Raw genomic sequence first — 18875 nt, forward strand, 5'->3', positions numbered from 1 at the left:
TCGGACTTGCTTACGTGTGCCCAAAACTTCTTAGATCGCCCCTTTACACATGAAAGCGACCATCAAAACCCAAGGCCAGCAGTTCGCCGTCAGCGAGGGCGACATCCTGACCGTAAACCGCTACCCGAAGACGGAAGCCGGTGATACGGTGGAGATTACGGACGTTTTGTCCGCTGGCGAGGGCGCCGACTTCAAACTTGGCACGCCCCGTCTCGAAGGCGCCAAGGTCACCGCCAAGGTCCTCGAAAACAAGCGTGGCACCAAGGTGATCGTCTTCAAAAAGAAGAAGCGCAAAGGCTATCACAAGCAACGCGGCCACCGCCAGGAGCTCTCGGTCATCAAGATCGAGTCCATCAGCGCCTGATTCCGCCAAGCCCTTAACTCAGGAGATCATACCTCATGGCACATAAAAAAGGTGCAGGTTCCACCAGCAACGGCCGCGATTCAGCTTCCAAGCGCCTCGGCGTAAAGAAGTTCGGCGGCCAAAAGGTCATTGCGGGCAACATCATCGTCCGTCAGCGCGGCACCCGCTTCCGCCCCGGCAAGAACGTCGGCGTCGGTCGCGATTGGACCCTCTTCGCGCTCAAGCACGGCGTCGTCGAATTCGACAAGGCTCACCGCAAGGTGAACGTCGTCGAAGCCTAAGCGACACGCTCCATTCCCTCTTCCGAAGCGCCGGTTTTTACCGGCGCTTTTTGTTTTGCGAGCCGATCCGCTCGCCGCCTTTTATTTCGCCCGTGCCAGATCCTCAACGCCTCCAGCAACTCCGCGCCCAGCGCGACCTGATTGCCCGGCACTTGGCGTGGTTGGATCAGGAGATCGCGGCCAGCTCCACCAGCGAAACGGCGGCGGCGCCAACCGCGACGTCACAGGTCGACCAGCTCCCCCCGCAGCTTCAGCCTGCTCCCGCACCCGCCGAGCCGGTAGATTCCGTCGCGCAGGTGGACACGATGCTCGACGACCTGCTGCAGACCGAGGAGTCCAACGAGCCGCAGCTCTCCAAGACCGGCTGCTGGGCCATCTTCGCCATGATCATGATCGTCGGTTGCGGCACCGCCCTGTGGCTCATCTACCACTTCTGGGGCTGAACGAGAAACAGCCGCAGCCGGGGCCGGTGCCCCCCCCCTGTCCGGCCTAAACGAGGTCGGCTACGGGGAGAACTTGGGCGACTACTTCGGCTGCTGCCTCAGTTCACCACCGGGTAACTACCCAGCCATTTCACCAAGGGACAGAAGGTGCTGAGCTGCTTGAGCGCGTCCTGCATGTTCTCGTCCTGGTAGTGGCCGGATACATCGACGAAGAAGTAATAGTCCCACGGCCGCTTCTTGCTCGGACGCGATTCGATCTTGGACAGGTTGATACCGCGCTCGGCCAGCGGCATGAGCATCTTCAACAAGGCGCCGGAATGTGAAGCCGCCTGGTCGCCCAGCGAGATCAGAAAACTCGACATGTCGCGCCCCTGCCCGACCGAGCCCGCCGGCTTTTTGCCCAGCACGAAGAAGCGCGTGGTGTTGTCGCTCTTGTCCTGGATATTGTGCACCTGCACCGGCACATCGTGGTGCAGCGCTGCCAGTTCACCCGCCACCGCCGCGGCGCCCGGCTCGTTCTTCGCGATCTCCACCGCACGCGAGGTGCTGGGCGCATCGATGAGTTGCGCATGCGGCAGATGGCGTTGCAGCCAGTTGCGACACTGCGCCAAGGCCTGATCTTTGGAATACACCTTCGTGATCTTTTCCGGCGCGTCGTTGGAAATCAGCGCATGCGAGATCTCGAGGTAGATCTGCGCGACGATTTTCAGGTCACTCTCGACGAAATTGTCCAAGGCCTCGCGCACGCTGCCTTCAGTCGAGTTTTCGATCGGGATCACCGCGTAATCGGCTTCGCCCTTCTCCACCGCCGTGAACAGGTCGGCGATTGTAGCGATGCTCTCGTAATCGACACTGGCGCCGAACTTCTTGATGGCCGCCGCGTGCGTGTTGGTCGCTTCGGGCCCGAGGTAGGCAATCTTGGTCGCCTTCTCCAACGCGATCGCGGCCGACATGATCTCGCGGTAAATCGCCTTCAGCGCCTCGTCCTTGATCGGACCTTCATTCCAAGCGCAGACCTTGCGCAAGACCGCGTCTTCGCGCTCCGAGGCATAAATGGAACCGCCGCTGCTACGCTTCACCTTGCCAATTTCGGCCGCGAGCCCGAGCCGCTCATTGAGCAGTCGAACGAACTCACGATCGATCTCATCGATTTTTTGGCGGATGGGGGCCAGGGGGTCGCTCATGGGAAATCAGGCAGTTTTTTCAGGTTCTTCGGTTTCGTCCGACTCCGGCACGGTATCGTCAACCGGCGTCGACTCGACCGGCGCTTCCTCCTGCGGTGCTGCGTCGGAAGATTCCGTGGGCTCGGCCGGGGCCGCTTCGACTGCAGCCTGCTCATCCACCTCGATGTGAGCCTCGTCTTCCATCGGCGTCTCGCCTTCACCCGCTTCAAGCGGCAGGCCCATCTCGGCATCGCCAGGCGTGGTCGGGTTCATCGCGTCCTGCAGCCACTGGTCGATCTGCCGCGGCGACAACACGTCGGAGGCCGGCAGTTCCACCAGCGACTTCACGCCGACAAATTCCAGGAACTTCTCCGTCGTGCCATATTGCAACGGCCGCCCCGGCAGTTCCGCGCGCCCGGTGATGTAAATCAGTTCGCGCTCGAGCAGCTTGTTGAGGCCGGCATCGGCCGAAACACCGCGCACCGTTTCGATCTCGCTGCGCGTGACCGGCTGGCGATAAGCCACGACCGCGAGCGTCTCCAGCGCGGACTGCGAAAGTTTGGCGGGCGGCGGCTCGTTGCGCAACGCGCGCACCCAACGGGCATAACGCGGATTGCAGACGATCCGGTAACCCTGCGCGCCCTCCAGCAGCAGGAACGTTGAGTTGCTCTCGCGCAGCTCCGACTCGATCGCCTCCAAGGCCTCACGCAGTTGCGCCGCCGTGATCAACTCCGGGACGTCGGCGTCAACCTCCTCCAGAGCGTCGACTTCGGGCTGTTCGTCCGCGGCGGTAGGCTCCGCCGGCTGCTGCTCGGAGGCCTCGGCCTCCTCTACACCTTCCGCCGCCTCGCCAGACGGCGCCGACGGCTGATTCTGCTCCTGGTAACGGGTGAAGACCGCTTGGAAGTCTTTGATGGTGAGGGGGTGCCCGGAGGAGAAGAGCAGCGCCTTGAGGACGGACTGGAGGTCGAAAGCCATGCGAAAATGAGAACGGCGATTTCGGGGGGCGCGCCCTCCCGGTGCAATGCCGAAAACACCGCTTGCCGGTGGCTTTGTGCTTTGCTGAGGTCGTTCACTCTTCGTCATGAGCGATACACCATCCACCCCCCGCCCCCATTCCTCCGTCGTCGTCGACGGCAACGATCGCGCCCCCGCCCGCTCCATGCTCCGAGCCGTCGGGTTCACCGATGACGATTTTCAAAAGCCGCAGATCGCCGTGGCCTCCGCCGCCAGCGACATGACGCCCTGCAACGTCCACCTCGGCGAATTGAGCGAGCACGCCCAAAAAGGCATCACCGCCGCCGGTGGCAAATCGGTCTATTTCAACACCATCACCGTGACCGATGGCATCAGCATGGGCACGCAGGGAATGCGCTACAGCCTGGTTTCCCGTGAAGTCATCGCCGACTCCGTCGAGACCGCCGTCGCCGCCGAGGGCTTCGACGGTCTCATCGCCATCGGCGGCTGCGACAAAAACATGCCCGGCATGATGATCGCGATCGCTCGCCTCAATCGCCCGGCGGTCTTCATTTACGGCGGCACCATTCTCCCCGGCTTCACCCCGGGCGACTGCGACAAGCAGAAGCCGCTCGATATCGTTTCCGTCTTCGAAGCCGTCGGTAAACACGCCAAGGGCGAGCTCGACGATGCCGGCCTCAAGGACGTCGAAGCCTCGGCCATCCCCGGCCCCGGTTCCTGCGGTGGCATGTATACCGCCAACACGATGGCCTCCGCCATCGAGGTCCTCGGCATGAGCCTGCCCAACAGCTCGGCCCAACTCGCGGTCAGCGAGGACAAGCGCAAGGACTGTGCCCGCGCCGGCGCCGCCGTGATGGAGATGCTGCGCCGCGGCATCAAACCCCGCGACATCCTTACCCGCGAGGCCTTTGAGAACGCCATCGTCACTTGCACCGCACTGGGCGGCTCGACCAACCTCATCCTCCACCTGCTCGCCATCGCCCACGCCGCCGAAGTCCCGCTTTCGCTCAACGACTTCAAGGAGATCGGCGAACGCGTCCCGCTGCTCGGCGACCTCAAGCCCTTCGGCAAATACAACATGAGCCACCTCGTGCGCATCGGCGGCATCCGTCCGCTCATGAAGATGCTGCTCGACCGCGGTATGCTGCACGGCGACTGCCTCACCGTCTCCGGCCAGACGCTCGCCGAAACCCTCGCCGAGGTGCAGCCCTACCCGGCGTATCCAAACGAGCAGGACATCATCCGCCCGTGGGACCAGCCGATCAAAACCGAGACCCACCTGCGCGTGCTCCACGGCAACCTCGCCCCGGAAGGCGGTGTCGGCAAGATCACCGGCAAGGAGGGCCTCTACTTCAAAGGCACCGCCAAGGTTTACGAAGGTGAAGAAGACGCGCTCAAAGGCATCCTCCGCGGCGACGTGGTCAAAGGCGACGTGGTCGTGATCCGCAATGAAGGTCCCGTCGGCGGCCCCGGCATGCGCGAAATGCTTTCCCCGACCAGCGCCGTCGCCGGCCGCGGTCTCATCAAGGACGTTGCCCTCATCACCGACGGCCGCTTCTCCGGTGGCAGCCATGGCTTCGACGTCGGCCACATTACGCCCGAAGCGGCCAACGGCGGTCCGATCGGCATCGTGCAGACGGGTGATACCATCGAGATCGACGCGGTGAAGAACACCATCTCACTGCTCATTCCGGATGACGAGTATGCCGCCCGCATGGCCGCCTTCAAACCGCGCGGCCCCGGCGCCACCCGCGGCGTCCTCGGCAAATACGCCAAGCTCGTCGCCAGCGCTTCCGAGGGGGCCGTCACCGACAAGAATCTGTAATCAGAAGGAGGCGCGATTTTCACCAATCGCGCCTCTTTTATGCACCCATTCGCGCGCTCCGCCCTTTCATTTTCACTCCGCCACTTTCACTCTTCCACCATGTCCTGGGAACGTTTCAAACAACACTACCACCCTTACCCGGAACTCGGGCTCGCGCTCGATCTCAGCCGCCTGCCGCTGCCTGACGACTTCCTGAGCAGTCATGAGGAGGCCATGCAAAAGGCCTTCACCGCCATGACCGAACTCGAGGCCGGCGCGATCGCCAATCCGGACGAAGATCGCATGGTCGGCCACTACTGGGTGCGCGCCCCACAACTCGCTCCGACTGCCGAACTGCGTAACGCCATCACCGGCACGCTCGACGCCCTCAAGGCCTTCGCGGCCGACGTCCACAGTGGCAAGATCGGCGGCCCCAACGGCGCCTTCACTCAACTCCTCGTGATCGGCATCGGCGGTTCCGCCCTCGGTCCGCAATTTGTCCATCACGCCCTGGGCCAACCGGGCCTCGACAAACTCGCCGTCCACTTTTTCGACAACACCGATCCCGACGGCATGGACTATGTGATCGGTGAGATTGGCGACAACCTCGCCTCCACCCTCGCCGTCGTCATTTCGAAATCGGGCGGCACCGTCGAGACCCGCAACGGCATGCTGGAGGCCCAGGCCGCTTTCCGCACCGCCGGGCTCGATCCGGCCAAGCACTTCGTCGCCGTCACCGGTGACGGCTCAAAACTCGATAAGGTCGCCGACGCCGAGGGCTGGCTCGCCAAGTTCCCAATGTGGGACTGGGTGGGCGGCCGCACCTCCGAACTCTGCGCCGTCGGTCTCCTGCCCGCCGCCCTCCAAGGCCTCGACGTCGACGCCATGCTCGAAGGTGCCGCCGCCATGGACGCCGCCACCCGCGTGCCCGTCACCGCCGAAAACCCCGCCGCCCTGCTCGCGCTCGCCTGGCTCTTCGCCACCGATGGTCGCGGCGCCAAGGACATGGTTGTGCTCCCCTACAAGGACCGCCTGCTCCTCTTCTCGCGCTACCTGCAGCAGCTCATCATGGAGTCGCTCGGCAAGGAGTTCGATCTCGCCGGCAACGTGGTCAACCAAGGCATCGCCGTCTACGGCAACAAGGGCTCCACCGACCAGCACGCTTACGTGCAGCAACTCCGCGAGGGCGTGAACAACTTCTTCGTCACCTTCATCGAGGTCCTCAAGGACCGCGACGGCGACGCGCTTGAGGTCGAGCCCGGCGTGACCTCCGGTGACTACCTCCAGGGGTTCCTCCTCGGCACCCGCGACGCGCTCTCCGAAAAAGATCGCTGGTCGGTCACGCTCACCGTGCCCGACGTCTCCGCCCGCACCCTCGGCATGATGATCGCCCTCTACGAACGCGTCGTCGGTCTCTACGCCACGCTCATTGGCATCAACGCCTACCACCAGCCGGGCGTCGAAGCCGGCAAGAAGGCCGCCACCGGCGTGATCGACTTGAAGAAAAAGATCCAGGCCACGCTGACCGCCGCGCCCGGCACCGACTTCTCCGTCGAAGCCCTCGCGGCCAAGACCGACGGCAATCCCGAGCTCGTTTACAAGATCCTCTACCACCTCGCCGCCAACGGCGCGATCCGCAAGACCGCCTGCGACCCGTGGTATGAGAGCACCTTCCGGGTCGACGCCTGATCGCACGACCGCTCGCCTCGCCGCCTTGCCGCCATGCGCAACCTGACTCTGGTCCTCACCTGGTTGGCGCTGGCGGGAGCGGTGGCGGCGGGCGTGATGTTTTTCCTCATCGGCAATTCCAAGCAGCGCCTGCACCAGGAACTCGCCGCTGCCGAAAGTCGCGGCGCCCAACTCGCCGCCGACCTGGCACAGGCTGAGGCAAACAAAGCCGAACTCACCGGGCGTATCCAGTCGCTGGACACCCAGCTCGCCGCCAGCAAGCGGGAGCTCACCGCCACCAAACTCGATCTCGAACAGCAGCAGCGCGCGCTCGAGCTCCTCGAATCCCAGCACGCCGAGGCCACCGCCACGGCCGAGCGCGCCCAATCCGAGCTGGCCGACACGCGCATCAAGCTGGTGCACGCTCAGGATCAACTCGCAAATGCGCTGCCAGCTGCCGACGCCATGCGCTACCGGCAAACCATCGGACAACTGGAGGAGCGGATATTGGAACTTGAAGACCTCGTGCGCACCGCCCCGCCCAAACTTGTTTCCAGTCGCGGCGACCACGCCCAAGTCGTGAGCGTCGGTCCGCAAAACGCCTTCGTGGTGATCAACTTCGGGCAAAACCACGGTGCCGTCACCAACCAACGCCTGCGCATCACCCGCGGCCCCGACCTGCTCGCCACGGTGGAAATTAGCGATACGAGGGAGAATTATTCCGTTGCGCAGGTCTTACCGGAATCCCTCTCTGGCATCCTACGCAAAGGCGATGCCGCCACCCTGACACCTTGAAACTGCTCTCCATGAACAAGCTCTTCCGCCTCCTCCTCGCGCTCGCCGGGATCGCCGGCTCCTTCCTCCTCACCGGCTGCACCAGCCAGACCGAGGCCGATTCCTCCATTCCGTGGAGCCGCCCCGCCAACTGGGAAGGCCAGGTTCCGGGCATGGGCACGGGCAAGGGTTCCGGCATTCGCTAAGCGCGAACTCCCCCGCCATTGGCCCACTTTTCACTCGCCATCCGGCGCCACCCGGCGCCGGATTTTTTGTGCCCATGTCTGAGAACGCGTCGCTCACTCCCCTCCCTGGCCACCTCTACGTGGTCGCGACGCCCATCGGCAACCTCGCCGACCTCACCGACCGTGCCCGCGCCCTCCTCGGGGCCGTCGACCTCGTCGCCTGCGAAGACACTCGCACCACCGGCGCCATGCTCACCCGCCTCGGCCTGCGCCGCGAACTGGTTGCCTACCACGATCACAACGAAACCGAGGCCGCCGAACGCCTCGCCGACCAACTCGCCGCCGGCAAATCGGTCGCCGTCGTGAGCGACGCCGGGACGCCGGCGCTCAGCGATCCGGGCTTTCGTCTCGTGCGCGCCTGCCGCCGCCGCGGCCTGCCGGTCGTGCCGGTGCCCGGCGCCTGCGCCATCACCACCGCGCTGTGCGCCGCCGGGCTGCCGACCAACGGTTTTCTGTTCGCCGGCTTTTTGCCGCCGAAGTCCGCCGCGCGTATCACCTTCCTCACCAAGTATCAGGACTTCGATTACACGCTCGCGCTCTACGAGAGCTGCCACCGCATCGATAAGTTCGCGCATGAGATCGCCGATACGCTCGGCCCCGATCGCGTCGTCTGCATCGCCAAGGAACTCACCAAGCTGCACGAAACCTTCTGGGTCGGCGGCGCCGCCGAGGTGCGCGACCAAATCCTGAAAGCCAGCCGCAAGGGCGAGTTCGTCGTCCTGATCGCCCCCGCCTCCTTCACCCTATGAAGCTCGCGACGCCCACCACCGCCGTCATCGACATCGGGTCAAACTCCATCAAGGCCCTTGTGGCGACGCAGTTGGATGACGGCCGGATCGTCGCCGTCGAACAACGCACCCTCGACACCCGCATCGGCACCGGCCTCAGCGCTGCTCAGCCCCGCTTGGGCGCAGCGGGCATCACCGCCGGCACCGCCGCCGTCGCCGAACTCGCCGCCATGTGCCGCGCGCACCATCCACGGGAAATCACCGTCGTGGCCACCAGCGCGGTCCGCGATGCCGCCAATGGCGACGACTTCGCCGCCCGCGTCCGGGCGGAAACGGGACTGTCCCTGCGCATTCTCAGCGGCGACGAGGAAGCCCGCTTCATCGGCCGCGGCCTGTTATGTGATCCGGCACTCGCCGACTGGCGCGACTTTCATGTCTTCGATCTTGGCGGCGGCAGCTTGGAGTGCCTGAGCTTCGTCGATCGCGAACCCGTGCGCGCGATCAGCCTGCCCCTCGGCTGTGTGCGTTTGACCGAGCGGCTGGTAGCCGACGCCGCCGCGCCGCTGACGGCCGAAACTGACGCGACAATCCGGGCCTACGTGAAGACAGCCCTCACGAACGCCGACCTCAACTTTTCACCAGTGGGCACGCCCGCGGTCTTCTGTGGCGGCACGGTCACCAGCACCCGTGCGATCGTCGCCGAAGCCCGCAACCTGACCCTCGCGCAAACGCAATCCCGAGTCACGGTCGAGCTGCTCGCCGCGTTGCTGAAAAAGCTCGGCGGCATGACACTGACTGAACGCCAGCAAGTGCCCGGACTGCCCGCCCGCCGCGCCGATGTCATGCCAACCGCCCTTGCCACAGTGCTGGCGCTGGCGGAGTTCGGCGGCTTCGAAGCCTTCCAGCACTCCTTCTTCAACCTCCGCTGGGGCATCGCCAGCGAGATGCTCAATCAGACCTAGCCGAGGCTCGCGACCAACTGGCGGAAGTCCGCTGGCAGCGGTGCCTTGATTTCAATCGGCTGCGCCGTGACCGGGTGCAGGAACTTCAAATAGTCGGCGTGCAGCATCACGCGCTCCGGCGCGATCGGCAGTCGGTCATCCGGCCGCCAACCGTAGGTGCGGTCGCCCAACAGCGGATGCCCGATCGACTTCAGGTGCACGCGGATCTGATGCGTGCGCCCGGTGTGGATGTGACAGCGAAACAAGGTCACATTGAACTTCGGAAAACTCGTTTCGACCGTCCAATCGGTGCGCGCCGGCTTGCCGCCTTCACCGGTTGTCATGCGGTGGCGATGGGTCGGATGACGCGAAATGCTGCGATCGATCGATCCCGACAACAGACGCGGCACGCCGCTCGCGAGCGCGACGTATTCCTTGTGCAGGTGCCGCTCGGCAAATTGCTCCGCCAGACCGCGATGAGCGGCGTCGGACTTTGCGACCACGATCGCGCCGGTCGTGTCGCGATCGAGCCGATGCACGATGCCTGGTCGCTCCACGCCGCCGATGCCGCTGAGACTGCCCGCGCAATGCGCGAGCAGCGCGTGCACCAGCGTGTCGTCACCGGTTCCCGACCCAGGATGCACCACCATGCCCGCCGGTTTGTTGATCACCAGCAGGTGCTCGTCCTCGAACAACACGTCCAAGGGAATGTCGGTCGGCGTGAGTTCGGCCGGCTTCACCTCCGGCATCGTGTAGTCGATCACATCCCCCGCCGTCACCTCATCCTTGCGCACCAGCACGACGCCGTCGCGCGAGACGAGACCGGCATCGATGGCTCGCTGCCAGGCGGCGCGACTCTGCTCTGGAAAGGCGACAGCCAGGGCCTTGTCGACGCGCTCCCGACGGATGGTTTCTGGAACCGTAAAGGACTTAGCCATGATCAACCGCCTCGAGTTCGGCGAGCCAGGCGGCGCGCTGTGCGTCGTCGACCAGCGCGAGTTCAAAACCATTGCGGGCGAGCTGCACCAGTTCGGCCCGGGTGAAGCCGCGATGCTCGGCCAGCGCGAGGTATTCGTCGTTCACGCAATTGCCGAAGGAGATCGGATCATCGGCGCTCACCGTGACCTTCACGCCCGCGTCAAAGAGTTCGCGAATCGGATGGGTGGCGAGGGTCACGCCCGGCATGAGCTTGTGATTGCTGATCGGGCAGACATCGAGGCCGACTCCGCGTTGTATCAGCTCCGCCATGACTGCCGGATCCTCGGCGGCGCGCACGCCGTGCTCGATGCGCTGTGGTTGCAGCGTATCGAGAATCGTCCGCACGAAGTCGGCGCCCATGAACTCACCGGCATGCGCTTTGGTGTATTTGCCGGCGGCCCGCGCCTGCGCCCAATACGGCGCCGTCCAGGGCTCGATCGGCAACGGCTCGACGCCGTGCAGATCAATGCCCGCGAGGTCCGGCCAAGTCAGCGCCTCTTCGAGCACCGGCAGCATGTTCGGCCCGGCCCCGTTGTGATGGATGCCGAGAAAGATTCGCACCTCCAATCCGGCGGGCACCGCCGCGCGAATGGCATCCAGCACCTCGCGACCATTGAGACCGCCAAATTCCATGATCCCTGACGCAAAGCTGGTCTCCACGTAGCGCACGTTCTGCGCAAGGTGGCGCGCGAAGATCAGTTTGGCCGCCTCATGGTAGTGCTCCGGCGAGGTAAACCACGCGAAGGCCATGCCGAGCAGTTCCTCCTCGAAGTGGGCAAAGTCGCGAAACTTGAAGTCCTTCGCCCAGGACGCCGGCGGTTGGGCAAACTCCGGGCGGACCCGCTGCAGCAATTCCAGCGGCAACGAGCCTTCCAAATGGAGGTGGGTTTCGGTCTTCGGCAGCGCCGCGACGAAATCGGAAAGTGAAGTTGTAGACATGGCCCACGGACCACACGGAACACACGGATGACAGAAACCCTTCTGTGTATTCCGTGTGCGCAGTGGGCAATTTACGACTTACCCAGCAGGTAGTCCGGGTTCAGCTTGTGCAGCGCCTTGGGCACGAAGAGGCCATCCTTGCGGATGAGTTTGCCGTCGAACCACATTTCGCCGCCGCCGTATTCGGGGCGTTGAATGCAGACCATGTCCCAGTGCACCTGGGAACGGTTGCCGTTGCCGCAATGCTCGTAGGCCTGGCCGGGCGTGAAGTGGAAGGAACCCGCGATCTTCTCGTCGAAGAGGATGTCGCGCATCGGCTCGAGAATGTGCGGGTTGAACCCGATCGCGAACTCGCCGATGTAGCGAGCGCCGGCGTCGCTATCGAGGATCTCATTGAGGCGCTTGGTCGCCTTTGGCGTGCTGGCGGTGGCCTTGATGACCTTGCCCTGATTGAACTCGAGGCGGATGCCGTCGAAGGACGAACCGAGATAAACCGTCGGAGCGTTGTATTGAATGACGCCCTCCACGCTGTCTTTCACCGGGCAGGAAAACACCTCGCCATCCGGGATATTGCGGTCGCCGCCGCAGGAGGAGGCGCCGATGCCCTTGATCGAGAAACGCAGGTCGGTGCCCGGGCCCTTGATGTGCACCTGGTCGGTGTTGGTCATCAATTTGTTGAGGGCCCGCATGCCCGGAATCATGCGGGCATAGTCGAGCGTGCAGACACGGAAATAGAAGTCTTCGAAGGCCGAGGTGCTCATGCCGGCTTGCTGAGCCATGGCCGAGCTGGGCCAGCGCAGCACGACCCACTTCGTCTTGTTCACGCGGTGGTCGAGCACGGGCTTCATCGCGCGGGCCACGGCCTGCACGCGAGCGGCCGGCACGTCGGAGTTTTCAAAAATGTTCTCCGAGCCGCGCAGGGCGATGTAGGCGTCCATGCTTTGCATGCGCTTCAGCTCGACCTCGGCGTGCGGCTCATAGTCTTCGACCTGCGCCTTGAGCATGAGCTCACGGGTGATGCGGGCGCGGTGGATCTGGACATAAGGCACGGCGCCGCGTTTGCGGGCGGCGCGAATGAGGGCAATCACCATGGCCTCGGGCACATCAAAGGCGTCGATGAGCACACGCTCACCGCGCTTCAGGCGGGTCGAGAAACCAGTGAGGCCAGCGGCCAGGTCGTCAAAACGAGGATCAGTTAACATGATCGGAAACTAACGCCCTGCCCTTCGGAGCCCGCAAGGGCGAAAGCGCTCCGATGTTCACGGAGTCAACGCGGGCCCTGGGCGGTCTCGCCGCGATTGACTCCGTCACGTTCTTCACCCACGGTCCGCAACTTCAAATGAGGTCCATACCCCACCCCCGCGCCCGCGCATTCACCTTAGTGGAAATCATGATCGCGGTGGTCATCATCGGCCTGTTGGCGGCGCTGGCGATTCCCGCCTTCAAGCGCGTCACGCAGAAGTCGGAAGAAACGACCTTGATGAACGACCTCCGCATCTTCTCCGCGGCCTTTGAGCAATACTCGCTGGAGAACGGCACATGGCCCAGCGACACGTCCGCCAGCGTGATTCCGACCGGCATGGCCAGCTACCTCAAATCCTCGGCGTGGACCCTCCAAGGCTCGGGCGGCACCCACTGGGACTGGGAGCAAGGCACCCCCAATTTCAACGCCGCGATCGCCCTGACGGACTGTGTGTTCGAGGACGTGCGCCTGTTGCGGATCGACACCCTGATCGACGACGGTGATCTCACCACCGGCGCCTTCTTCAAGGATGGTGGCACGCCGGTGTGGGTCCTGGAAAAGTAACTCCCGGCACCTCACTGCGGCGCCGTCGCGCCGCTCATTTGCTTTGGGCGAAGCACAACCGCTCGACCGCCTCATCAAAGTCGTCGGCACCGTGCAGGATATCGATTTCCAATCGCAGGTAATAGATCGGCACCGGGCACGGCAGGTCGTTGGCGATGCGCACCGCGTCTTTTTCGGTGGTGACAATCATGTCCACCTTGTGATCGATGCCGGCGCTGAAGATTTCCACGAAGTCCGACGACACGAAGCGGTAGTGATCCAGGAAGCGGCGGGTGAACGCGATGTCGGCACCCAAGTCGCGCAGGAATTTTTCAAAACTCTCCGGCGTCGCGATACCGCTGAAGGCGCCAACATTTTTGCCCTGCAAGGCCTCCAAGGGTAGCCGCGTGGCCTCCGCCTCCGGCGGTTCACCCAGCTTTTGCAGATACTGCGGACGGTGCGTGCACTCGATCAGATCGACGCCGGGATTATGGCGTTGGATAAGTTCCTCCAACTCGGTGTCACGTTGCCCGTTGCTCTTGGTCAGAAAAACATAGCTCGCCCGTTTCAGGTGGGTGATGGGCTCGCGCAGGATACCGCGCGGCAACAGGAAGCCGTTACCAAAGGGGTTGGTTTTGTCGACCAGCAGCAGGTTAAGCCGGCCCTTCAACGGCAGGTATTGGAAACCGTCGTCGAGAATGAGCGTATCGCAGCCGAAGCGCTTGATCGCATATTCGCCGGCTTTGACCCGGTTCTTGTCCACGATCACATGCACGCCCGGCAGGTTGCGCGCCAGCATGTAGGGCTCGTCACCGGCCTGCTCACTGTCCAGCAACACCTCGTTCCCGTCGCTCACCACGCGCGGCGGCGGTTCGGCGGTGTGGCTGAGCCAATACCACCACTTTTTCCACATCGGCGGCGCCTTGCTTTTGTAGCCGCGGCTGAGGATCGCCACCCGACGACCGCGATCACGCAACGCCCGGGCGAACTTTTCCACCACCGGCGTCTTGCCCGTGCCACCGACCGTCAGATTGCCCACCACCACCACCAGACAGCCCAGCGGCTGATCGTGCAGCACCCGGTTGCGATACAACCACCAGCGCAGTTTCACCACCCCCTGGAAAAGGTAGGAAAGCGCCTGCAAGAAACCCGCAAACACCAGCGCGGGCATATCGTCCCGCCGTCCGTAAACCACATCGATGGCAAATTGCTCAAATGAGATCAGCTTCTGTTTGAGCCACGGACTGGACATGCGGGAGCGGGAATAGGCAATTGACGGCGGACGAGACGAGCGGCTTTGCTCGCCGTTCTCTATCGCGACCGCCTCCGCCGCATGCAACTCAATCTACTTCACTCCAAAATCCACCGCGCCGAGGTCACCGACCTTTCGCTGCACTACGAAGGCAGCCTCGCGATCGATCGTGAGTTCATGGACTTGGTCGGTCTGCGGGAGCACCAAAAGATCCTGGTCGGCAACATGGCCAACGGCGAACGCTTCGAGACCTACGCCATCGCCGCTCCGGCCGGCTCCAAGGCGATTTCGCTCAACGGCGCCACCGCCCATCTCGGCAAACGCGGCGACCTCATCACCATCATGGCCTTCGCCCACTTCGACGAAGCCGAAGCCGCCACCTGGCAGCCCAAGGTGCTCGTGCTTGGCGAAGCCAACGCCAAGATCATCAAACGCCCGGCGGCCTGATCCGCGCCCTTTTCACTCACTCCCCCTTCACTCCGCCTTCCCTTTCCATGAGCTACAAACTGTTCATCCCCGGTCCCATCGCTGTGTCTGAAAAGACCCTGCGCGCCCTCATGTCGGCCCCCATCGGCCACCGCAGCCCGGACTTCGTGAAGCTCTACCAGTCCATCCAACCGGACCTCCAGAAGCTGTTCATGACGACCGACCCGGTCTACCTCTCCACCAGCTCCGCCTGGGGCATCATGGAAGGTGCGCTCAACAACGTGTGCACCAAGAAGGTGCTCAACTGCATGAATGGCGCCTTCTCCGACAAGTGGAACGACGTCGCCAAGCGCAACGGCCTCAATGCCACCGCCCTGAAGTTCGACTGGGGGCAACCGGTCGATCCCGCGGCCGTCCGCGCCGAACTCGCGACCGGCGGCTACGACGCCATCACCCTCATCCACAACGAGACCTCCACCGGCACCATGAGCGACCTCGCCGCCATCATGGCCGTCGTGCGCGAGTTCCCCGAGGTCATTTCCATCGTCGATACCGTCAGCTCCTTCAGCGCGGTGCCGATCGCCAAGGATGAGCTCGGCATCGACATCATGATCACCGGTTCGCAGAAGGCCCTCGCTCTGCCCCCGGGCCTGGCCCTCTGCGCGGTCTCCGACCGCGCCCGCGAACGCGCCGCCACCGTCGCCAACCGCGGTTACTACTTCGACCTGCTGGAATTCCACGCCAACCACGAGAAGGGTATGACGCCCAGCACGCCGAACATCCCGCACATCTACGCGCTCAAATCCAAGCTTGAGGACATCATGACCGAGGGCATGGACAACCGTTTTGCCCGCCACGCCCGCCTCAACGCCAAGGTCCGCGAGACCATCAGCGCCCAAGGCTTCGAGTTGTTCCCGGCGCCGGAGTTCGGCTCGCTCTCCCTCAACTGCTTCGCCAACACCCGCAACCTCGACCTGCCCGCACTCAACAAGACGCTCAAGACCGAGCACGCGCTCGTCATCGACGGCGGTTACGGCAAGCTCAAGGGCAAGACCTTCCGCATCTCGAACATGGGCGACGAGACCGACGAAACCATCGCCGCCATGCTGGACGCCGTCGTCGCCGCCATGGCCAAGACCCCGGTGCTCGAGGCCTAATTTCAGCAATCCACTTGCACCTCAATTACGGGCGGACTTTGGTCCGCCCGTTTTTTGTCGCCGAAAACAAAGCCTTGTAATTCCCCGGCGAGCCCCGTTACCGCTCGCCCTCCCCGTTATATGAAGTCCCTCGTCGTCGCAGAGAAACCCAGTGTAGCCCAGGATTTGGCCCGTGCCCTCGGCAAAGTGCCCAAGAACGGCGACGTCTACGAGAACGACAACTACGTGATCGCGGCCGCCGTCGGCCACCTCGTCGAACTCGAGATGCCCGAGGACATCGACAAGAAGAAATACGGCTACTGGCGCCTCGAGACTCTCCCGATCATCCCGGAAAACTTCGGCCTCAAACCGATCAAGGCCTCCGAAGATCGCCTCAAAATTCTCAAAAAGCAGCTCAAGCGGAAGGACATCGACCAGGTCATCAACGCCTGTGACGCCGGGCGCGAGGGTGAGCTCATCTTCACCTATATCTACCAGCTCGCCAAAGCGAAGCTGCCGGTGAAGCGCGCCTGGATGCAGACCATGACCCCGGAGGGCATTCGCGGCGCCTTCGAAAATCTGCGCGACGGCGACCAGATGGGCGGACTGGCCGACGCCGCCCGCTGCCGCTCCGAGTCCGACTGGCTCGTCGGCATCAACGGCACCCGTGCGCTCACCAAGCGCATGTTCGGCTCCCGCGCCGGCAACGTCGCGTCGGTCGGCCGCGTCCAGACCCCGACCCTCGCCATCATCGTCAACCGCGAGCTTGAGATCCGGAATTTTAAACCCCGCGACTTCTGGCGTGTCACCGCCAACTTCAAGGTCGGCGCCGGCGACTACGAGGGCGTGTATCAGCGTCCCGACTACAAAAAGTCCGACGACCAGCACGACAAAATCGACCGCCTCTGGGACGAAGCCGCCGCCCAGGCCGTCGTCGCCGCCTGCGCCGGTCAGCCCCCCGCCATCGTCACCGAGGAGAAGAAAGCCTCCTCGCAAATCGCGCCCCGTCTCTACGACCTCACCACCTTGCAGCGCGAGGCCAACAACCGCTTCGGCATCTCCGCCCGCCGCACCCTCCAGATCGCCCAGGCACTCTACGAGAAGCACAAGATGATCACCTACCCGCGCACTGATTCGCGGGCCCTGCCGGAAGATTACATCCCCACCTGCCAGGAGACGCTGCGCAAACTCGACGGCAACCTCGGCGAACACGCCTCCACCGTCCTGAACAACGGCTGGGTGCGCCCCAACAAGCGTATCTTCAACAACGCCGGCATCTCCGATCACTTTGCGATCATTCCGACCACCGCCGAGCCGCGGAAACTCGATGACCTCGAGGCCAAGGTCTACGACATGATCGCGCGTCGCTTCGTCGCCGCCTTCTTCCCGCACGCCAAGTTCGACGTCACCACCCGTATTTCCACCGTCGCCGGCCAGCACCAGTTCAAAACCGACGGCAAGGTTCTCACCGAAGCCGGCTGGCTCGCCGTCTACGGTCGCGATGCCGCCGACTCCGCGGTCGCCAACCCCGGCGCCTCCAAGGACAAGACCCTCCCGGCCGTCGCCGCTGGCGAGGACGCCACCACCCTCGAAGCGATCCTTCACGCCGAGCAGACCAAACCGCCGGCCCGCTACACGGAAGCCACCTTGCTCTCCGCCATGGAAACGGCCGGCAAGCTCGTCGACTCCGAGGAACTCGCCGAAGCCATGAAGGAACGCGGTCTCGGCACCCCCGCCACCCGCGCCGACACCATCGACGGCCTCATCCGCCAAAAGTATCTTGAGCGCGAGCAGCGCGACCTCGTCCCCACCGCCAAGGCCGAACAACTCCTCGAGTTCGTCTCCGCCGTCAAAGCCGACATCCTCACCAAACCCGACCTCACCGGTGAGTGGGAATACAAGCTCCGCCAGATGGAGTTCGGCCGCTACGACCGCGACAAGTTCATGACCGAGGTCGTCGACACGACCAAGGGCATCGTTGAGCGCACCAAGACCTTCAACGAAGAGGAGGACGGCGACGTCCGCGAGACCGACATCATCTCGCCCTCCGACGGCAAACCGATGCTGGAAACCCTGCGCACCTACCGGTCCCAGGACAGCAACATCCTCGTTTACAAAGTCACTAGTGGCCGCCGTCTGGAAGAGGCCGAGGTGCGCGAACTCGTCACCGCCGGCGAAGTCGGCCCGATCGACGGTTTCGTTTCCGCGCGCACCGGCAAGCACTTCCCCGCCAAGCTCAAACTCGTCGCCAAGGACGAGGAAAGCGCCGCCAAAAAGGTCGAGCTCGACTTCGGCCAGAAGGAGGAGGACGTCGGCGCGCTCGAGCCCTTCTGGACCGATCCCAAGACCGGCCAGGAACTTTGTGAGGACGCCACCAACTACGTGCTCCGCGAAAAGGATGGCGACGACTACAAGCGCGTCTTCCGCGTCGGCCGCATCATGTGCCAAAAAGAGGTCTCCCGCGACCAGGCCATCAAGATGGTCGAGACCGGCAAATCCGACCTCATCAAGGGCTTCATCTCCAAACGCGGCCGCCCCTTCGACGCCTTCCTGCTCAAAGCCGGCAACCGCGTGCGGTGGGAATTCCCGCCCCGCGAAGCCAAACCCGGCGCGAAGACTCGCGAAAAGAAGAAGTTCGACCCGACCAAGGCCACCCTCATCGGCCCGAGCGCGGCACACGGCGAGGAAGCCCAACTCCAGTCCACCAAGGATGCCTGGGTCGTCACCAAACCCAGCGGAGCCGAAAACGAGCCGCGCGTGGTGTTCGAGGTGAAGAAAAAACTCTGCGACCGCGAGATCACCCAACCCGAGATCGAGCAACTGCTCAAAGACGGCAAAACCCCGGTTCTCGAAGGTTTCGTTTCCAAGCGCGGCAGCAAATTCAACGCCCACCTCGTCCTCTCCAAGACCAAAGCCAAGGCGGACTTCGAGTTCCCGCCGCGATAGCACGGGAGCTCGAAGCAACTTTG

General features: G+C 63.7%; 19 protein-coding genes. 13 read left to right on the top strand and 6 right to left on the bottom strand.

Annotation, left to right across the window (positions count from 1 at the left end):
* The first annotated feature begins 49 nt into the window (after window positions 1-49).
* From rplU to AC0MRV_RS16345, 3 genes are all read left to right on the top strand, one after another.
* A complete protein-coding gene (rplU, locus tag AC0MRV_RS16335) occupies window positions 50-364 on the top strand; it encodes a 50S ribosomal protein L21 (protein ID WP_472765567.1) in 315 nt (104 codons plus the stop codon).
* Between the two features lie 35 nt (window positions 365-399).
* The gene (rpmA, locus tag AC0MRV_RS16340; protein WP_472765568.1) at window positions 400-645 is read left to right on the top strand and encodes a 50S ribosomal protein L27; all 246 of its coding nucleotides are present in this window, start codon (window positions 400-402) and stop codon (window positions 643-645) included.
* 92 nt (window positions 646-737) lie between these two features.
* Window positions 738-1088: a hypothetical protein gene (locus AC0MRV_RS16345; protein ID WP_472765569.1), complete on the top strand. Its 351-nt coding sequence runs from the start codon at window positions 738-740 to the stop codon at window positions 1086-1088.
* A 98-nt stretch (window positions 1089-1186) separates the two neighbouring features.
* On the opposite strand, the gene pheA is transcribed toward AC0MRV_RS16345, so the two are convergent.
* Both pheA and scpB read right to left on the bottom strand, forming a co-directional pair.
* Window positions 1187-2272 (bottom strand): prephenate dehydratase, encoded by a 1086-nt coding sequence (gene pheA, locus AC0MRV_RS16350; protein WP_472765570.1) that lies wholly within the window; start codon window positions 2270-2272, stop codon window positions 1187-1189.
* Between the two features lie 6 nt (window positions 2273-2278).
* Window positions 2279-3229 carry an SMC-Scp complex subunit ScpB gene (gene scpB, locus AC0MRV_RS16355; RefSeq protein WP_472765571.1) on the bottom strand — a complete coding sequence of 317 codons (951 nt, stop codon included), beginning with the start codon at window positions 3227-3229 and terminating at the stop codon, window positions 2279-2281.
* Between the two features lie 106 nt (window positions 3230-3335).
* Here scpB and ilvD point away from each other — a divergent pair, with 106 nt between their 5' ends.
* The 6 genes from ilvD (at window position 3336) to AC0MRV_RS16385 (ending at window position 9410) form a co-directional block, all read left to right on the top strand.
* The gene (gene ilvD / locus AC0MRV_RS16360) at window positions 3336-5054 is read left to right on the top strand and encodes a dihydroxy-acid dehydratase (RefSeq protein ID WP_472765572.1); all 1719 of its coding nucleotides are present in this window, start codon (window positions 3336-3338) and stop codon (window positions 5052-5054) included.
* A 99-nt stretch (window positions 5055-5153) separates the two neighbouring features.
* Entirely contained in the window at window positions 5154-6722 is a 1569-nt protein-coding gene (locus AC0MRV_RS16365) for a glucose-6-phosphate isomerase (RefSeq protein WP_472765573.1), read from the top strand.
* 33 nt (window positions 6723-6755) lie between these two features.
* The gene (locus AC0MRV_RS16370) at window positions 6756-7496 is read left to right on the top strand and encodes a hypothetical protein (RefSeq protein WP_472765574.1); all 741 of its coding nucleotides are present in this window, start codon (window positions 6756-6758) and stop codon (window positions 7494-7496) included.
* Window positions 7493-7681, top strand: coding sequence for a hypothetical protein (locus tag AC0MRV_RS16375; RefSeq protein WP_472765575.1), 189 nt, complete (start codon window positions 7493-7495; stop codon window positions 7679-7681). The genes AC0MRV_RS16370 and AC0MRV_RS16375 overlap by 4 nt, the downstream gene beginning before the upstream one ends.
* 74 nt (window positions 7682-7755) lie before the next feature.
* Window positions 7756-8469, top strand: a complete 714-nt coding sequence (rsmI, locus tag AC0MRV_RS16380; protein ID WP_472765576.1) for a 16S rRNA (cytidine(1402)-2'-O)-methyltransferase — start codon at window positions 7756-7758, stop codon at window positions 8467-8469.
* Window positions 8466-9410 (top strand): Ppx/GppA phosphatase family protein, encoded by a 945-nt coding sequence (locus tag AC0MRV_RS16385; protein ID WP_472765577.1) that lies wholly within the window; start codon window positions 8466-8468, stop codon window positions 9408-9410. Before rsmI ends, AC0MRV_RS16385 begins: the two co-directional genes overlap by 4 nt.
* Here the strand turns inward: AC0MRV_RS16385 and AC0MRV_RS16390 are convergent.
* From AC0MRV_RS16390 to AC0MRV_RS16400, 3 genes are all read right to left on the bottom strand, one after another.
* Window positions 9407-10327, bottom strand: coding sequence for an RluA family pseudouridine synthase (locus tag AC0MRV_RS16390; RefSeq protein ID WP_472765578.1), 921 nt, complete (start codon window positions 10325-10327; stop codon window positions 9407-9409). The two genes, AC0MRV_RS16385 and AC0MRV_RS16390, sit on opposite strands and share 4 nt — an antisense overlap.
* Complete coding sequence (locus tag AC0MRV_RS16395) at window positions 10320-11306, bottom strand: adenosine deaminase family protein (RefSeq protein ID WP_472765579.1); 987 nt, start codon at window positions 11304-11306, stop codon at window positions 10320-10322. Before AC0MRV_RS16395 ends, AC0MRV_RS16390 begins: the two co-directional genes overlap by 8 nt.
* A 71-nt stretch (window positions 11307-11377) precedes the next feature.
* Entirely contained in the window at window positions 11378-12508 is a 1131-nt protein-coding gene (locus tag AC0MRV_RS16400) for an aminopeptidase (RefSeq protein WP_472765580.1), read from the bottom strand.
* Window positions 12509-12645: 137 nt separating this feature from the next.
* On the opposite strand from AC0MRV_RS16400, the gene AC0MRV_RS16405 reads away from it, so the two are divergent.
* Complete coding sequence (locus AC0MRV_RS16405) at window positions 12646-13113, top strand: type II secretion system protein (RefSeq protein WP_472765581.1); 468 nt, start codon at window positions 12646-12648, stop codon at window positions 13111-13113.
* Window positions 13114-13147: 34 nt separating this feature from the next.
* Here the strand turns inward: AC0MRV_RS16405 and lpxK are convergent, their stop codons facing one another.
* Entirely contained in the window at window positions 13148-14344 is a 1197-nt protein-coding gene (gene lpxK, locus AC0MRV_RS16410) for a tetraacyldisaccharide 4'-kinase (protein ID WP_472765582.1), read from the bottom strand.
* 81 nt (window positions 14345-14425) lie between these two features.
* On the opposite strand from lpxK, the gene panD reads away from it, so the two are divergent.
* From panD to AC0MRV_RS16425, 3 genes are all read left to right on the top strand, one after another.
* A complete protein-coding gene (gene panD, locus AC0MRV_RS16415) occupies window positions 14426-14791 on the top strand; it encodes an aspartate 1-decarboxylase (protein WP_472765583.1) in 366 nt (121 codons plus the stop codon).
* Window positions 14792-14838: 47 nt separating this feature from the next.
* On the top strand, window positions 14839-15927 hold the full coding sequence (locus AC0MRV_RS16420) for a pyridoxal-phosphate-dependent aminotransferase family protein (RefSeq protein WP_472765584.1): 1089 nt from the start codon (window positions 14839-14841) through the stop codon (window positions 15925-15927).
* Between the two features lie 120 nt (window positions 15928-16047).
* Window positions 16048-18852, top strand: coding sequence for a DNA topoisomerase III (locus tag AC0MRV_RS16425; protein ID WP_472765585.1), 2805 nt, complete (start codon window positions 16048-16050; stop codon window positions 18850-18852).
* Window positions 18853-18875: the final 23 nt, after the last annotated feature.

The organism is Actomonas spartinae (genome assembly GCF_051209155.1).
GTDB lineage: Bacteria > Verrucomicrobiota > Verrucomicrobiia > Opitutales > Opitutaceae > Actomonas.

Bases quoted from the DNA above. Each gene is read 5' to 3' on its own strand.
- lpxK (WP_472765582.1), bottom strand. From the start codon at position 14,344: ATGTCCAGTCCGTGGCTCAAACAGAAGCTGATCTCATTTGAGCAATTT.
- rsmI (WP_472765576.1), top strand. From the start codon at position 7,756: ATGTCTGAGAACGCGTCGCTCACTCCCCTCCCTGGCCACCTCTACGTG.
- AC0MRV_RS16400 (WP_472765580.1), bottom strand. From the start codon at position 12,508: ATGTTAACTGATCCTCGTTTTGACGACCTGGCCGCTGGCCTCACTGGT.
- AC0MRV_RS16385 (WP_472765577.1), top strand. From the start codon at position 8,466: ATGAAGCTCGCGACGCCCACCACCGCCGTCATCGACATCGGGTCAAAC.
- AC0MRV_RS16405 (WP_472765581.1), top strand. From the start codon at position 12,646: ATGAGGTCCATACCCCACCCCCGCGCCCGCGCATTCACCTTAGTGGAA.
- rplU (WP_472765567.1), top strand. From the start codon at position 50: ATGAAAGCGACCATCAAAACCCAAGGCCAGCAGTTCGCCGTCAGCGAG.
- rpmA (WP_472765568.1), top strand. From the start codon at position 400: ATGGCACATAAAAAAGGTGCAGGTTCCACCAGCAACGGCCGCGATTCA.
- AC0MRV_RS16390 (WP_472765578.1), bottom strand. From the start codon at position 10,327: ATGGCTAAGTCCTTTACGGTTCCAGAAACCATCCGTCGGGAGCGCGTC.
- AC0MRV_RS16365 (WP_472765573.1), top strand. From the start codon at position 5,154: ATGTCCTGGGAACGTTTCAAACAACACTACCACCCTTACCCGGAACTC.
- AC0MRV_RS16370 (WP_472765574.1), top strand. From the start codon at position 6,756: ATGCGCAACCTGACTCTGGTCCTCACCTGGTTGGCGCTGGCGGGAGCG.
- ilvD (WP_472765572.1), top strand. From the start codon at position 3,336: ATGAGCGATACACCATCCACCCCCCGCCCCCATTCCTCCGTCGTCGTC.
- pheA (WP_472765570.1), bottom strand. From the start codon at position 2,272: ATGAGCGACCCCCTGGCCCCCATCCGCCAAAAAATCGATGAGATCGAT.
- scpB (WP_472765571.1), bottom strand. From the start codon at position 3,229: ATGGCTTTCGACCTCCAGTCCGTCCTCAAGGCGCTGCTCTTCTCCTCC.
- panD (WP_472765583.1), top strand. From the start codon at position 14,426: ATGCAACTCAATCTACTTCACTCCAAAATCCACCGCGCCGAGGTCACC.
- AC0MRV_RS16420 (WP_472765584.1), top strand. From the start codon at position 14,839: ATGAGCTACAAACTGTTCATCCCCGGTCCCATCGCTGTGTCTGAAAAG.
- AC0MRV_RS16425 (WP_472765585.1), top strand. From the start codon at position 16,048: ATGAAGTCCCTCGTCGTCGCAGAGAAACCCAGTGTAGCCCAGGATTTG.
- AC0MRV_RS16395 (WP_472765579.1), bottom strand. From the start codon at position 11,306: ATGTCTACAACTTCACTTTCCGATTTCGTCGCGGCGCTGCCGAAGACC.